Source organism: Chlorogloeopsis fritschii PCC 6912 (genome assembly GCF_000317285.1).
GTDB lineage: Bacteria > Cyanobacteriota > Cyanobacteriia > Cyanobacteriales > Nostocaceae > Chlorogloeopsis > Chlorogloeopsis fritschii.
Window position 1 is genome coordinate 1 of sequence record NZ_AJLN01000104.1, and the last position, 15214, is coordinate 15214.

Annotated in this window: 14 protein-coding genes; 12 read left to right on the plus strand and 2 right to left on the minus strand. The window is 43.5% G+C overall.

Annotation, left to right across the window (positions count from 1 at the left end; genetic code table 11):
* The coding region (locus UYC_RS35695) for a TOBE domain-containing protein (RefSeq protein WP_040432564.1) at positions 1-289 on the plus strand (289 nt) is incomplete at its 5' end.
* A gap of 109 nt (positions 290-398) precedes the next feature.
* On the opposite strand, the gene UYC_RS0121365 is transcribed toward UYC_RS35695, so the two are convergent.
* Positions 399-1622, minus strand: coding sequence for a PucR family transcriptional regulator (locus UYC_RS0121365; protein WP_016875269.1), 1224 nt, complete (start codon positions 1620-1622; stop codon positions 399-401).
* 449 nt (positions 1623-2071) lie between these two features.
* Between UYC_RS0121365 and UYC_RS0121370 the strand changes: the two genes are divergently transcribed.
* The 11 genes from UYC_RS0121370 to UYC_RS0121420 all read left to right on the plus strand — a co-directional run bounded on the left by UYC_RS0121370 (position 2072) and on the right by UYC_RS0121420 (position 14322).
* On the plus strand, positions 2072-3097 hold the full coding sequence (locus UYC_RS0121370; protein WP_016875268.1) for a glycosyltransferase family 9 protein: 1026 nt from the start codon (positions 2072-2074) through the stop codon (positions 3095-3097).
* Between the two features lie 31 nt (positions 3098-3128).
* Positions 3129-3608, plus strand: coding sequence for a glycosyltransferase family 9 protein (locus tag UYC_RS0121375; protein WP_016875267.1), 480 nt, complete (start codon positions 3129-3131; stop codon positions 3606-3608).
* 35 nt (positions 3609-3643) lie between these two features.
* Complete coding sequence (locus UYC_RS0121380) at positions 3644-4612, plus strand: glycosyltransferase (protein ID WP_016875266.1); 969 nt, start codon at positions 3644-3646, stop codon at positions 4610-4612.
* A 45-nt stretch (positions 4613-4657) separates the two neighbouring features.
* On the plus strand, positions 4658-6757 hold the full coding sequence (locus tag UYC_RS0121385; RefSeq protein WP_016875265.1) for a glycosyltransferase: 2100 nt from the start codon (positions 4658-4660) through the stop codon (positions 6755-6757).
* A 168-nt stretch (positions 6758-6925) separates the two neighbouring features.
* The gene (locus UYC_RS0121390; RefSeq protein WP_016875264.1) at positions 6926-7651 is read left to right on the plus strand and encodes an SDR family oxidoreductase; all 726 of its coding nucleotides are present in this window, start codon (positions 6926-6928) and stop codon (positions 7649-7651) included.
* Positions 7652-7703: 52 nt separating this feature from the next.
* Positions 7704-8270 carry a D-glycero-alpha-D-manno-heptose-1,7-bisphosphate 7-phosphatase gene (locus tag UYC_RS0121395; protein WP_016875263.1) on the plus strand — a complete coding sequence of 189 codons (567 nt, stop codon included), beginning with the start codon at positions 7704-7706 and terminating at the stop codon, positions 8268-8270.
* 3 nt (positions 8271-8273) lie between these two features.
* The gene (rfaE2, locus tag UYC_RS0121400; protein WP_016875262.1) at positions 8274-9914 is read left to right on the plus strand and encodes a D-glycero-beta-D-manno-heptose 1-phosphate adenylyltransferase; all 1641 of its coding nucleotides are present in this window, start codon (positions 8274-8276) and stop codon (positions 9912-9914) included.
* 117 nt (positions 9915-10031) lie between these two features.
* Complete coding sequence (gene waaF, locus UYC_RS0121405; protein WP_016875261.1) at positions 10032-11195, plus strand: lipopolysaccharide heptosyltransferase II; 1164 nt, start codon at positions 10032-10034, stop codon at positions 11193-11195.
* Positions 11196-11277: 82 nt separating this feature from the next.
* On the plus strand, positions 11278-12081 hold the full coding sequence (locus UYC_RS0121410; protein ID WP_016875260.1) for a glycosyltransferase family 2 protein: 804 nt from the start codon (positions 11278-11280) through the stop codon (positions 12079-12081).
* Between the two features lie 25 nt (positions 12082-12106).
* Positions 12107-13105, plus strand: a complete 999-nt coding sequence (locus UYC_RS0121415; protein WP_016875259.1) for a glycosyltransferase family 9 protein — start codon at positions 12107-12109, stop codon at positions 13103-13105.
* 167 nt (positions 13106-13272) lie between these two features.
* Positions 13273-14322 (plus strand): glycosyltransferase family 9 protein, encoded by a 1050-nt coding sequence (locus tag UYC_RS0121420; RefSeq protein WP_016875258.1) that lies wholly within the window; start codon positions 13273-13275, stop codon positions 14320-14322.
* Here the strand turns inward: UYC_RS0121420 and UYC_RS0121425 are convergent.
* The gene (locus UYC_RS0121425) at positions 14319-15146 is read right to left on the minus strand and encodes an MBL fold metallo-hydrolase (RefSeq protein ID WP_016875257.1); all 828 of its coding nucleotides are present in this window, start codon (positions 15144-15146) and stop codon (positions 14319-14321) included. The two genes, UYC_RS0121420 and UYC_RS0121425, sit on opposite strands and share 4 nt — an antisense overlap.
* Positions 15147-15214 lie beyond the last annotated feature (68 nt).

Below are 15214 nucleotides of genomic sequence, written 5' to 3' on the forward strand. Positions count from 1 at the left end.
GTTTGATTTGGGTATTCGTCCGGAACATATATATATAATTAACGAACCACAGAGAACACAGAGGACACAAAGAGAAGAATTGGCAGAGTTAGTGGTGGATGTGAAGGTAGTGGAGCCACTGGGAAGAGAGACTTTAATTCGTGCAGCTTTGCCTGGTTCGGGGGTAATGGTAAATGTACAAGCCGGTGCTGATGTGCATCCGCACCCAGGTGATCGCTTGTTGCTGGAATTGGATTTAAGTAAATTGTTTGTGTTTGATACTGCTACTGGAGATAGGTTGTATCCCTAAGTGAGTAGTTAGTTGGGAATAATACGAAAAGTTTTCAAAGTTTTATTTAAGCCCTTTCCATAATTTTTCGGTTTGAACCCAATCCCCAGTCACTAGTCCCCGATCCCCTTTATCTTGAATTACTCAATTTCCGCAGCAGCAAAGCCAGGCGCATCTGCACTGCATCATCAAAACGACGCGGATTGAATCCAGTCAGGAGGTTAATCTTGTCTAATCGGTAACTAAGAGTATTTCTATGAATAGAAAGTCGATTAGCAGTGGTAGAGGGGCAGCAGTCTTCAGCAAAGAAGGCATCCAGGGTAGCAATTAATTCTGGTTCGTGATCTAAAGGACTTAGCAAATAAGTAGCTAATTCGATTTTTGTGCGTTCATCTCCTATCCCAATAAAGGCGGCTATTCCCAGTCCATCTAGACAATGTACTTGATTGTGACCCCGAAATCGACTACCCAAAGACAAAGCAGCTCGCGCATCTTGATAAGATTGGGCAAGTCCCCGAATTCCTGGATGATAACGACCAATACCAATGTTAATTGACGTACCTGTATCATCTTGCAAACGCATTAAAAGTGCTCTGGCTGCTCGCTTTAGTGCTGTAAGATTTGCCCAAGAAGAACTACACTGCTCTGGTACATCTCCACGATTTGCCCAGTTACCTAAGTTTTTGGTATCACTTGCCTTCAAGACAACCACCTCACCATCACCGAGATAGGCACAAATTGTATCGTTCGGCAATTGGAAAAAGCTCACAATACTACCGATTACTAAATTTGCCCGTTGTTGTATCAGATTCTCAATATTTTCTTGCTTATATTGATGAGAGATATTACTTATCAAAATGTAATCAGCAGCATTAATTAAAATAACTGCACGAGGCGGATTTAAGTCTATGCCTAAAAGCTTACTATAGCGAGCAACAGTTGTTTCTTCATCAATTAAATTGTGGAGTAGATCGTAGATAAATTTATCTTTCAACTGGTGTTGGTTGAGCAGAGTATCAATTACCGTAGTTTGATTAATTACCAGTTCTACAACTTCCTGCACCAACCGAGGAGAAATGACTTCTCCATTATGTGGTTTGCTGATTATTACTTCACCAATTTGTGTATTAAATGATAAAGGGAATCGTATGTAGTTCAGGGAATTTTGTTGATAGATGTGGTTGAAGTAAAGCTTAACTAGTTTGGGGTTGCTACTGGCAATCACACAAGCGTGTTGATCGACGACAAAAACCTCAGCACACAGTAGATGCGCTACTCTTTGTGCAACTATGGTGGCAACTTGTTCAAATTGTGTAGTAGTGTTCAATAAAGATACATTTAAAGTGCTTTTCATACGTAGTAGCGTGGCCGACTCACCTGAAAATAGGGGCGCTTAGGTGCTTAGGCTAAGGAAGACCTGAAATGGTAGCCTCCGCAAGTCTCTCTGTCCTTGCTTTTCCAAATTGCTACCATTCTGATTTATTCGATGTTTTCTAGCGTGATTGTTGATAGTAATTTCGATAATTTATGTTATTAATTCCAAAACATTATCTATACATAGAAAGATAAACGATAAACACTTTCTCTAACTTAAGAGTGAGGCTATATTTTGCTTTGATTATTTTTTGAGTAGTAGGATACAAATAATCGCTTGTAAGTAGCGATCGCCCTAGCAGATATGTAGTAAACCATTGTGCATTTGCATAATTACCATTGCTTATAAAAAGCATACTTTAGTCAAATGCCCAATGAAGTTAGGCTCTTAAATAAGTAACTTTTAAGATAGTTGCCTTTGTAAGATGTATGTCACACGAGCATCAACTCTTGAAGCAACTGTCTATTTCTCGGATAGCTATTGTGCGATCGCTCCCTGGTTTAGGTGATTTGCTTTGTGCTGTACCTGCCTTTAGAGCGCTTAGAGCTGCTTTTCCACAAGCCCACATTACCTTAATTGGTCTACCTTGGGCACGTTCTTTTGTGGAGCGCTTCAGTCATTACCTAGATGATTTATTGGAATTTCCTGGCTATCCAGGAATTCCAGAAGTGCCACCTTCTGTTGGTAAATTATCAAAGTTTCTTACCAGTGTCCATAAGCAATGCTTTGACTTGGCATTGCAAATGCATGGTAACGGCACTGTCATTAATTCATTTACTGCCTTGCTTGGTGCTCGTATTCACGCTGGTTTTTATCTTCCTGGTTATTATTGCCCCGATCCCAATTACTTTCTGCCTTACCCAGATGATCAGCCGGAAATCTGGCGTCACCTGCGCCTAATGGAGTTTTTGGGGATACCACTCCAAGGTAATGAATTGGAATTTCCTCTCAAGGATGAAGATTTTGCAACTATACAGCAAATACCAAGCCAATATGTCTGCATTCATCCGGGTGCAAGTTTACCAGAAAAGCGTTGGTCTTTAGAAAACTTTGCAGTTGTTGGTGATGCGATCGCTGCTCGTGGTTTTCAGGTAGTACTGACTGGTTCAGAATCAGAGGCAACTTTAACGCAGGCATTAGCACAGATGATGCATTGCGAACCAATTAATTTGGCTGGAAAGACAAGCTTGGGTGGAATGGCAGCTCTTTTAAGTAGGGCTAGCCTACTAGTTTGTAATGACACAGGAGTATCGCATTTAGCAGCTGCTTTAAAAGTTGGAAGCGTAGTAATTTTTACTAATTCCTCCCAGCATCGATGGGCACCATTAAACTGTAAAATTCACCGTTCCCTAAGTCCGATATTTCTTGCTAACTCCTATCTTGCCGTTACCCCAGAAATGGTAATGGCTCAGGTAGAAGATTTACTTTTTAAAGAGGTTGTAATTGTTACTTGACTTGTGTAAAAATCTACGGCGAGTATTGGTGATGCAAGTAAGTAGTCAGCAAGATTTAATGCTGACAATTACGGTATTACAGCAGTTGCGTCAATTGCTACCAGATGCAGCCATTACTTTAATGGTATCTCCCAGCGGCAAAGAATTAGGTTTACAGCTGCCTTGGATAGATGACGTATTGATATACGAGGGTGCTGACAACAAATTTAGGAATAGCGAGTGCGAACTAACTTTAATTGCTAAACTTCGCCAATTTGCTTTTGATGCATCTGTAATTTTTACCAATCCCAGCGAATCTCCTTATCCTCTAGCTTACATTTGCTATCTAGCAGGAATTCCCATTCGCATCGGTCAGTCACAAGAATTCGGTGGCAGCGTTCTTTCTCATTGTGTCAAACCAACGGGGAATGAAAAGGACACGGGGACGCGGGGACACGGAGAAGAATTCTTCCCCTCTGCTCCTGAAGCCCCTGAAGCTCTTGGTGCTTCTTTCCTAGCCCCTAGCCCCTAGCCCCTAGCCCCTAGTCCCTAGCCCTTCACTTAACCATGCGACCATTACGTATCCTTACCTGGCATATTCACGGCAGCTATCTTTACTACCTCACCCAAAGTCAGCATCAATTTTACCTGCCTGTTAAACCAGAACGACCTGAAGGTTACGGTGGCCGTTTGGGTGGTTTGCCTTGGTCAGATAATGTTTACGATCTTCCGGCGTCTGAAGTCAAAAACCTTAACTTTGACTGTATTTTGTTTCAGTCTAAGCGAAATTATCTAGAAGACCAGTATGAGATTCTTTCTGAGTCCCAGCGACAACTGCCCAGAATCTATCTAGAACACGATCCCCCACGAGAAAATCCAACCAACACACGCCACATCGTAGACGATCCAAATATATTGCTAGTTCATGTCACGCATTTCAACCAGTTAATGTGGGATAACGGTTGCACCCCGACTCGTGTGATTGAACATGGTGTAATTGTACCTGAAGGTATTCGCTACACAGGAGAGTTAGAAAAAGGACTGGTAGTAGTGAATGGTTTGCGATCGCGTGGTCGTCGTTTGGGTGCTGATGTATTTACCCGCATTCGCCAAGAAATTCCTTTAGATTTGGTGGGCATGGGTTCAGAAAAACTGGATGGACTGGGCGAGATTCCCCATCACCAACTGCCTGCATTTGCCTCACGTTACCGCTTTTTCTTTAATCCCATCCGCTACACCAGCCTTGGACTTGCCATATGCGAGGCAATGATGGTGGGCTTACCAATCATTGGACTGGCAACTACAGAAATGGCAACGGTAGTAGAAAACGGAGTTTCGGGTTACGTAGATACGAATTTAGAAAACCTGATTTTCAGAATGCGCCAGCTTTTAAGCAATCAAAACCACGCTCAAAATCTCAGTCAAGGCGCAACACAAACAGCACAAAAACGCTTTAATATCCAACGCTTTATCAACGATTGGGATGCAACCTTTAAATCTGTCATTAGTCCTTTGTCCTTTGTCTCTGGTTCATAGCAAATGACAAATGACTAATAACTAATGACCAATGACTAATAACCAATGACTAAATGCATTGCCCTAATTAGCGAACACGCCTCACCCCTTGGCACCTTCGGGGGTGTAGATAGCGGTGGACAAAATGTGTATGTAGGACAGTTAGCAAAACATCTAGCTGCCTTTGGCTACAAAGTTGATGTTTTTACTAGACGAGACAACGACGAATTGCCAGAAATCATCCAATGGATGGATGGCGTTCGGATTATTAATGTGCCTGCTGGCCCTGCCAAATATGTGCGAAAAGAAGACATACTGCCGTATATGGAAGAATTTACGGCTTATATTCTGAATTTTTGTCAAAATCCTGCTCACAGCTTTGACGAAATCGGCAGTTTGCACAGACCAAAATATGACTTAATCCATGCAAATTTCTGGATGTCAGCAATGGTGGCAGCAGATATCAAGCAGGCTTTAGGCATACCTTTTGTTGTCACGTTTCATGCTCTCGGTAGAGTGCGTCGCTTTTGGCAAGGTGATGCCGATGAATTTCCCGATCGCCGTTTTACCATTGAAGATCGCATTGTAGCAGAAGCCGATCGCATCATCGCAGAATGTCCCCAAGATGAACAAGATCTATTGCGTCTTTACAATGCCAACCAAGAGAAAATCACAATCATTCCCTGTGGCTTTGATACGGCTGAATTTTGGCAAGTAGAAAAAACCACAGCCCGTCAGAAGCTTGGTTTACCAATTGATGACAATCTCATCCTTCAATTGGGGCGTTTAGTACCCCGTAAAGGTGTCGATACAGTGATTCGTGCCTTCGGATGTTTGCTCAGACAGGATCACATCCAAGCAAGACTTTTGATTGTCGGCGGTGAATCAGAACAACCAGATCCTCGCCTCACCCCTGAAATCGCTCGTTTGCAGGCTATAGCTTGTCAAGAAGGTGTTGAGTCGCAAGTGACTTTTGTTGGACGCCGTCAGCGAGAAGTACTGAAATATTATTACAGTGCAGCGGATGTATTTATTACAACGCCTTTATATGAACCATTTGGAATTACGCCTGTAGAGGCGATGGCTTGTGGAACGCCTGTGATTGGTTCCAATGTCGGTGGTATTAAATTTACAGTCAAAGATGGTGAAACAGGGTATCTTGTACCACCAAATAATCCTGATGCCATTGCCGAAAGAATTGCTTACCTCTACAAAAATCCTCAAATACTTGATTGCTTGAGTCATCAGGCAATACAACGCGTTCATCAGAAATTTACTTGGAAACAGGTAACAAGTGCTGTTGCCGCTTTGTATGAGGAAGTTCTAACTACAGTAAAACGCTACAAGCAGACAAGCATAAAAATTAGCGAGGAAATCTTGCAAAAAGTTCCTTACGGTTCGTACCCTCAAACAGAACACTTAACCACCACTTCCAAAGAGTGTAGATTTTTGACAATCTCCCAAACAGATGAAAAAAGTAGAAACGCGAAATTTCGCGTCTCTACTTTCTCCCCCATCTATCCCATCTCCCCCTCACCTACTCATCCACTCCCCCACTCTCCCTCACCCTCTACCCTTATAGATGACAGCTTTACAGCTGCGATTTCTGCACTAGAAAAATCCCGACAAACTCTTGCACCTGCAATTGTTGAGGCAGCAGCAGCAATTAGCACTTGTTTTGCTTTGGGTGGTAAGGTGCTGGTATGTGGCAATGGTGGAAGCGCAGCAGATGCTCAACACTTTGCGGCAGAATTTGTTGGTAAATTTCGCTGCTCCCAACGTCCGGGGCTTCCCGTAATGGCGCTGACAGCAGATTCATCTTTTTTGAGTGCTTGGGCAAATGATGTCGGATACGAGTATGTCTTTTCTCGGCAAGTAGAAACTTTTGCCCAACCGGGAGATTTGTTAATTGGGATTAGTACAACTGGGCGATCGCGCAATTTGATAGAAGCATTCAAAACTGCACGTGCTGCTCATATTAACTCTATTGCCTTATTGGGCGGCGATGGTGGCGAATTGCTTTCATTAGCAGATTTAGCAGTCGTCGTTCCTGCAACCGATACCCAACGCATCCAAGAGGTGCAACACCTTGTACTGCATATTTTGTGTGAATTGGTTGAGGAGCAAGTGGGAGAGGGGGAGACAAGGGGAGTAATAAACCACTAACTACTAACCACTGTACGGGCGGGTTTATAAAGATAAATTATCTGTTTCAACCTAAAGATAATCAGCAAAACCCTCACGCCAGTTGCTACAACGGGGGAAACCCCCAAGGGCGCACTGGCTCCCCTACTAACTACTAACCAATCTAATTACAACAAAGGAAAAATAACTATGGAAGAACTCAAAAACAAAGTGGTATTGGTGACTGGAGGCGGGCGCGGATTAGGTGAAGCTGTATGTCACACTTTAGCTTCAGCTGGTGCGAGTGTTGTGGTTGCTGATATTCGAGACGAATTGGCACAAAAAGTAGCTGGCGAAATTCAAGCAAATAATTTGCAAGCAATGCCATTGGTAATAGATGTCACTGATGAAGTGCAAGCAGAAACCGCCATCAATAAAATTGTCTCCCAGTACGGGCGCTTGGATGCTTTGATTAACAATGCAGGAACGGATGTAACTGTATCGATTGAAGAGCTTTCGATTCAAGATTGGGACAGAATTATTGCGGTCAACCTCCGTGCTCCTTTTATCCTATCCAAGTTTGCTTTACCTGTGATGAAAGAACAAGGTAGCGGTCACATTATTAACATATCTTCTACAGCAGCAAAACGTGCTTGGGCTAATGCTTCCGCTTATCATGCCAGCAAATGGGGACTTTTGGGCTTTAGTCACGCTTTGCACGTAGAGGCACGTCCTCATAACATCAAAGTTACAGCCTTGGTTGCTGGTGGTATGCAAACACCATTTTTGCTAGATCGATTCCCAGATATTGATCTCACTAAGTTGCAAGATCCGAAAAATGTTGCCGCAACCATTCGCTTTTTGCTATCAACACCAGAAGGAACAGTGATCTCCGAAATGATGGTATTGCCAATGGGTGAGGGATCTTGGCCGTAGAAGAGAGACACAGGGACAAGGAGAATAACTAATAACTGATGACAAATGACCAATGACTAATCGAGCAGTCTTTCTAGATAAAGATGGAACTCTGATTGAGGATGTGCCATACAACGTTAACCCCGATTTGATCGAGTTAACGCAGGGTGCAATTGAGGCATTGCAACTACTGCAAGCACATGAATACAAATTAATTGTCATTAGCAATCAATCGGGTGTAGCGCGGGGTTATTTTCCAGAATCTGAGTTGGTAGGGGTTAAGGAGTACCTGTTCAAACTTTTTTCTGAGCAAGGTGTAACGCTAGATGGTTTTTACTACTGTCCCCATCATCCTGATGGCGTGGTTTCAGAATATGCAATTACTTGCGACTGTCGCAAACCAGAACCAGGATTAATTTTACGCGCAGCTTGCGAACACAATATTGATTTGCAAAATTCTTGGTTTATCGGTGACATCCTCAACGATGTGGAAGCTGGTAATCGGGTTGGATGTAAAACGATTTTAATTGACAACGGCAACGAGACTGAATGGCTGCTGTCTGGGATGCGAATCCCACATTACACTGTTGCTGACTTGATAACAGCAGCACAAGTGATTATAAGAAATCTCAAAAAATGAGTTATGAAGCATCATGTTTTTAATTTTCAGCATTCTGCATTCTCCACAGCGCATTTAAATTCTTTACTGGATGCAGTTACTAATTTAAATATCATTGTTATCGGTGACGCGATTCTTGATTGCTATCTAGAAGGATTTAGCGATCGCCTTTGTCGAGAAGCTCCGGTGCCAGTTGTTACTGTTACCAATAGCGAGTATGTTCCAGGTGGAGCGGCTAATACAGCTGTTAATGTCCGCAGTCTGGGTGGCAAAGTAACATTTATATCAGCGATTGGAGATGATGGCGAGGGTTCTTTGCTATGCCAAGCACTCTCACGGCGCAGCGTTCCCTCAAAACACCTAATTGTACAGTCAGGCAGGCAAACTCTGGCTAAACAAAGGGTGATGGCGTCTTCACAAATACTAGTAAGATTTGATTTTGGTACAACAGATGCTATTGATGAAGATTCTGAACAAGCGTTGATAGATGAACTTGAGCGTAGATATCCAGAATGTGATGCAGCGATCGTGTCGGATTACGGCTATGGAATTTTGACTCAAAGGGTGATTGATAAATTATCTCAACTCCAGGCACGCCATAACCACGTCTTAGTTGTTGATGCTAAAAATCTTGCAGCTTATCGTCATATTGGTACTACCGCAGTTAAACCAAATTATGAGCAGGTTTTGAAACTGCTGAATATTCCTCCTCTAAAAGCGGATAATCAGAGCGTCAAATCGCGTGTTGAGCAAATCTTACCTTATGGCGATCGGATACTCGAACTTACAGGAGCAACAATTGCTGCCGTCACCTTAGATGCTGAAGGTGGAATTATTTTTGAGAGAGGTTCACAACCCCATCGCACCTATACCCAACCGACAATTCAATCTCGTACCGCAGGTGCTGGAGATACATTTGTTAGCGCCCTCACCCTTGCCCTTGCTGTTGGTGCTGCTACACCACTAGCAGCCGATTTCGCTGCCACTGCTGCTGCTGTAGTTGTAGGAAAAGACGGTACAAGCGTCTGTTCTGCCGAAGAATTACGGGAATTTCTCTTGAATGGAGAGACGGGGGAAGAAAAGGACACGGGGACACGGGGACACGGAGACACGGGGAATTTTTCAATACAATCTCCCCGCGTCTTTGAAGCTGCGTCTAATGAAGTGCCACCCCAAAAATACATTTCGGATCTCAACCAACTCCTTGCCCTTGTTACCTCTTACCGCAAAGCAGGACGCAAAATTGTTTTCACGAATGGTTGCTTTGACATTCTCCATGCCGGGCACGTTTCCTATCTCAATTACGCTAAGGCATTAGGCGATATTTTGATTGTTGGCTTGAATTCCGATAACAGTATCCGACGTCTAAAAGGTTCAAGTCGCCCCATTAATACTTTAGAAGACCGCATTCAAGTTCTGAGTGGACTCGGTTGTGTCGATCATCTAATAGCCTTTGAAGAAGATACTCCTAGCAATTTAATTCGTATAGTTCGCCCCGACGTCTTTGTCAAAGGTGGTAACTATACCAAAGAAACATTACCAGAAGCACCTTTAGTAGAACAGTTGGGTGGAGAGGTAAGATTGCTGCCGTTTGTAGAAAATCGTTCCACTACTCGCATAATTGAGCGCATTCGTGAACTAGCTGGAAAAGGGATTGGGGATTAGTAAAGAGAATTCTGTCTATTTGTGTCCATCTGTGTGCATCGGTGGTCGATTTCTAAAACATCATCTTTTTCACAACTTCAATTTACATCAAGCGTAAATCCAAAATTGTTACAACAAATGACTACCTGGGAATCTGCTGAAAATATTCTATGCATCAGACTGGACACAATTGGCGATGTCCTGATGACTACACCAGCAATTCGCGCGTTGAAAGCATCAAATCCTCGCCGTCGAATTACGCTGCTAACTTCTTCTGCGGGTGTAGCCGCTGCCTCACTTGTGCCAGAAATTGACGAAGTTATGGTTTACGATGCACCTTGGTTAAAAGCAACAGCACCGCGATTAAATAGCCGTCCTGAGTATGAAATGGCTGAACATTTACGGCTTTTAAACTTCGATGGTGCTATCATTTTCACGGTATATAGTCAAAATCCTTTACCCTCAGCATTTTTATGCTATTTGGCGGATATTCCTCTGCGGTTAGCTCACTGCCATGAAAATCCGTATCAGTTGCTAACAGATTGGGTAAAAGATCCAGAACCAGAAAAGTTTGTGCGCCATGAGGTGCAGCGTCAACTCAACTTGGTTGGCACAATCGGCTGCTATACAGATGATGAAAGATTGTCTTTGCGTGTCCCAAACGAAGCTTTGGCAGTAGTGGAGGGCATTCTCCAAAACATAGGCATTGATAAACAGCGTCCTTTAATTGTGATTCATCCTGGTGCGACTGCTGCTTCACGACGCTATCCGCCAGAAAAATTTGCTCTGGTTGCCAGAACTTTAGCTATGGATATGGGTATGCAAGTTGTTTTCACTGGTACTGAATCAGAGCAAGAATTGGTGGCAGAAATTGAAAAGGCAATGATGGCAGCGGATGCGATCGCTAAAGGTTTCTATCAGAAAATTGCTGTAACTGATGATTTATCTCCAAAATCTGCTGCTGTTCATTCACTTGTGGGATACCTGAATCTTAGTGAACTGGCGGCACTATTGCAACTTTCTTCCCTACTAATTTCCAATAATACTGGCCCCGTCCACATTGCTGCTGCTGTTGGTACACCAGTTGTTGATTTGTACGCCCTTACCAACCCTCAGCATACTCCCTGGGGTATTCCCAATCGGGTGCTATTCCACGATGTACCTTGCAAATATTGCTACAAAAGTATCTGCCCTGAAGGACATCATCAATGTCTAAGTCTTGTAACGCCTGAGTCTGTAGTGGATGCTGCGTGTGAATTGCTGCAAATTCAGGTAGAAAAGGAGCTTGCAATTCAAAGTTAAAATTTATTCTCTTTCCATTCAAAGATATTTATTTAACGAACCACAAAGAACACAAAGGACACAAAGGAAGAACAGCCCAGAAATGACAGTCGATATTCTGATTCCCACCTATAATCGTCCAACTGCCTTGGCTGTAACTCTCACGAGTTTGATAGCCCAAACTTATCGTGGCTTTCGTGTTATTATTTCCGATCAAACTGAAGATAGTAACCCAGCAGAAAGTGGTGAAGTTCAAGCGGTGTTAAGGGTGCTTCGCGCTCACAATCATAATGTGGAAGTACACAAACACTTGCCCCGTCGAGGTATTGCAGAACAGCGACAGTTTTTGCTGGAGCAAGCCACTGCTCCCTATGTGCTTTTTCTTGACGATGACTTGATTTTAGAACCTTATGTAGTTGAACGAATGCTCGCAGCGATTAAAGAAGAAGGCTGTGGTTTTGTTGGCAGTGCAGTGATCGGACTCAGCTTTATTGATGATATTCGCCCACAGGAGCAAAAAATAGAGTTGTGGGAAGGGCGAGTGCAGCCAGAGATTGTTAAACCAGAAACCCCGGAATGGGAACGCTGGCGTTTGCATAATGCTGCTAATCTTTATCACGTTCAGCAACAGTTGGGTTTAACACCGAAGCAACAACGCAAGTACCATGTTGCTTGGGTGGGTGGTTGTGTCATCTATGATACTGCCAAACTTCGTAGTATAGGCGGCTATTCTTTTTGGCGAGAACTTCCCCCAGAACATTGTGGTGAAGATGTTTTGGTGCAAAAGCGACTAATGGCGTTACATGGTGGCTGCGGAATTATTCCTTCTGGTGTTTACCATCAAGAGTTGCCAACGACAATTGTCAACCGTGATGTACCTGCGGATAAATACGTATATAGAAAGTAGATAAGTGTAAAAATTAAAATTTATTATGCGTAAAATTTTATTCGTAGAATTATTAGGTGGAATTGGCGATGTGTTAATTGCTCTCGGTGCCATACAAGCACTTTCGCGTTCTTATCCAACAGCTGAACTTACAGTTTTAACTTTCCCACCAGGAGGTGAACTATTAGAAACCGATCGCCTCATTCATCGAGTTGTTTATGCTGAACCAGGTAAAGCAAAACAATCGGCTATTGAGTTATTAACTCGTGAAAAATTTGATTTGATTGTCTCAGATACGAACTACGACGATATTGATGTAGAGACGCGAAATTTTGCGTGTCTAAGTGGTGCATCACAGGTAGTGACGAATTTATGGCGACAACCTCCACCAGATGAACGAGTAGGCGATCGCTTTCTCCAAATCCTCCTCTCAGAAGGCTTAATTAAAAAAGATGCAGTTAAACCAGCCCAACTCCACCTCACCCCAACAGAACTAAACAAAGCACAAAAGCTATTTCATCTTCTGCGCCGTCCCCTTGTATTTTTCTGTTCAGATGCGGGGATGGCAATCAAGCGCTGGTCAGAAGTTAATTTTATTACTTTAGGTAAAATTTTACAGCAGCGTTGGGGCGCAACTGTAATTGTTCCAGTCGGTTCCAATCTCAATCAGTCAACAAACATTGTGGAAGGAATTGGTAAAGAAGCGCAGATTTTACCCCGTGGTAAGTTACGGGATTTAGCAGCTGCTTTAGCTTGTGCTGATTTAGTAGTAGCATCTGATACTGGCCCCGCTCGGATTGCTGCGGCGCTGAATGTACCAACAATTACTTTATTTGGCCCTTCTTGGCACGGGCGCTATGGTCAGCCGCCACCTCATATCAATTTGCAAGGCTATCCGGAATGCCCAGAACGTAATATCAGTAATTTTACTGTACAGGAGTGTTGGTATAGTGGCATATGCCCTCTAGATAAAGGTTGGCAAAGTTGTATGGAAGAAATTTCGGTTGATGAGGTTTTAGCTGTTGTGGAGAAGTTTTTGAACTAACCGCAGAGAACGCAGAGAACACAGAGATGGAGATGGGGAGCTTCAGAGGCAGGGGAGCAGAGGAGAACAACTAACCACTGTACGGGCGGGTTTAAAAGATAAATTATCATTTTGAACGGCAAGATTATCAACAAAACCCACCCCTACTATCCACTAACAAATGACCAATGACTAACATCTTAGTGATGCGCCTCGATAATATTGGTGATGTGATTATGACGAGTCCGGCTTTACGGGCGATTAAGGAAAATTTGCCTGACTGTCGTTTGACGTTGATGGCGAGTCCAGGTGGCGCACAGGCGGCTACGTTACTACCTTGGGTGGATGAAGTATTGCCGTGGCGGGTTCTTTGGCAAGATTTGGGAAAGTTAGATTTCAACCCAGAACGGGAGTGGGAATTAATCAGGACTTTACAAGCCGGCAAGTTTGACGCGGCGATTATTTTTACCAGCTTTAGCCAGAGTCCTCATCCAGCTGCTTTTGTATGTTATTTGGCTGGTATACCTTTGCGAATGGGAGAGTCTAAGGAATTTGGACAGGGTGTATTAACATTAGAGCTTCCAGCCGCACCAGATGAAATCCATCAAGTAGAGAGAAATTTACGACTGATTGAGGCTGCTGGTTTTGAAGTGATTGACCGTAATCTTTGCATCCAAATTCCAGAAACTGCACAAAAAGAAGCTTTGGCTTTGCTATCTGGGAATAGTGAATATCAAAATTCACAATTTCCCCCCTATCTGTTACTAAATCCCTGGACAAGCTGCCAATCACGCAATTACGACTCACAACGCTTTGCGATCGCTGCCTTACAATTAGCGAAAGCAACACAAATGCCCGTAGTGGTAACGGGTGTAGAAAAAGACTGCGACAAAAGTGCATCTTTATTGGCGATGTTAGGCGACTATGCCATAAATCTAATTGGCAAAACAACTCTACCTCAACTTGCAGCACTAATCGCCAATGCCAAACTAGTGCTAACTAACAATACCTCAACTATGCATATAGCTGATGCTACTCGCACACCTACTGTTGTGATGTTTGCCGGAACTGAACTTGAGTCACAATGGCAACCGCGCAACGGTTATTCTCGTTTGTTGCGTCGTCCAACTCACTGTAGTCCGTGCTATGCCTTTAGGTGTCCCTACAATTTGGAATGTCTAGATATCTCACCCGAAGAAGTGGTCGTAACAGGATTAGAACTGCTTAAATTTGACTAGAGTTTGTCAGCAAACGTCTTGAATTCAATGGCATCATGACTGCAAAAGAGGCGCACATCACTACTGTGTGAGAGCGATAACGCACGTAACCGTTCTTGATTGTAGAGCCGAGCCTTGCGATCTACTTCCATCAACCATTGGTAAGCACTCAAACCTGGGGTACAATGTGGTTTGGAAGTGTTCATTTCGTGCCGATAAAAATAGGCATCACCCGCGTGTAGGAGCCAACCTTCCGGTGTCTCAATGGCAATGCCAGCATGACCGTGTGTATGACCAGCGAGGGGTATCAGGAGAATCTCAGGTGGCAGACCATCAAGATTGCGTACTGCCTCGAAACCGAACCAAGGTTCGCCCCCTGGTGAATAATATTTCCATTGTTTCACTTCATCCCAATGACTTGGGCGATAACGTTGCGATGAGATGAAACCACGCCTTTTCTGTGCTGTTTCAATTTCAGACTGCATTATATGCACGGTTGCCTCTGGGAAATCCTCTAATCCACCCGCATGATCGAAATCAAGGTGGGTAAGCACTATGTGGCGTACATCACTTGGGTTAAAGCCAAGCTGCTTAATCTGAGCAAGCGCTGTGTATTTTTGTTCAAACTGGATGCGATTCAAATTCATGAAGAACGGACTGAGTCTTGATAATGGTGCTTTGATATCCCGCTCTCCAAAGCCAGTATCGATGAGAACGAGTCCCTGATTTGTCTCAACCAGCAGGCAGTGGCAGACAAGGCTAGCTGTTAGCCCGCGACTAAAGCCATCGAAGAGCGCTCCGCCAATCGGACACATACAACCGCAATTGAGATGATGAATACGCATGAATATTTCTCCCTTGCATCAATCTCTCTTAAAGACAAAAGAATAGGGAAAATCTTCATACTTTGGTG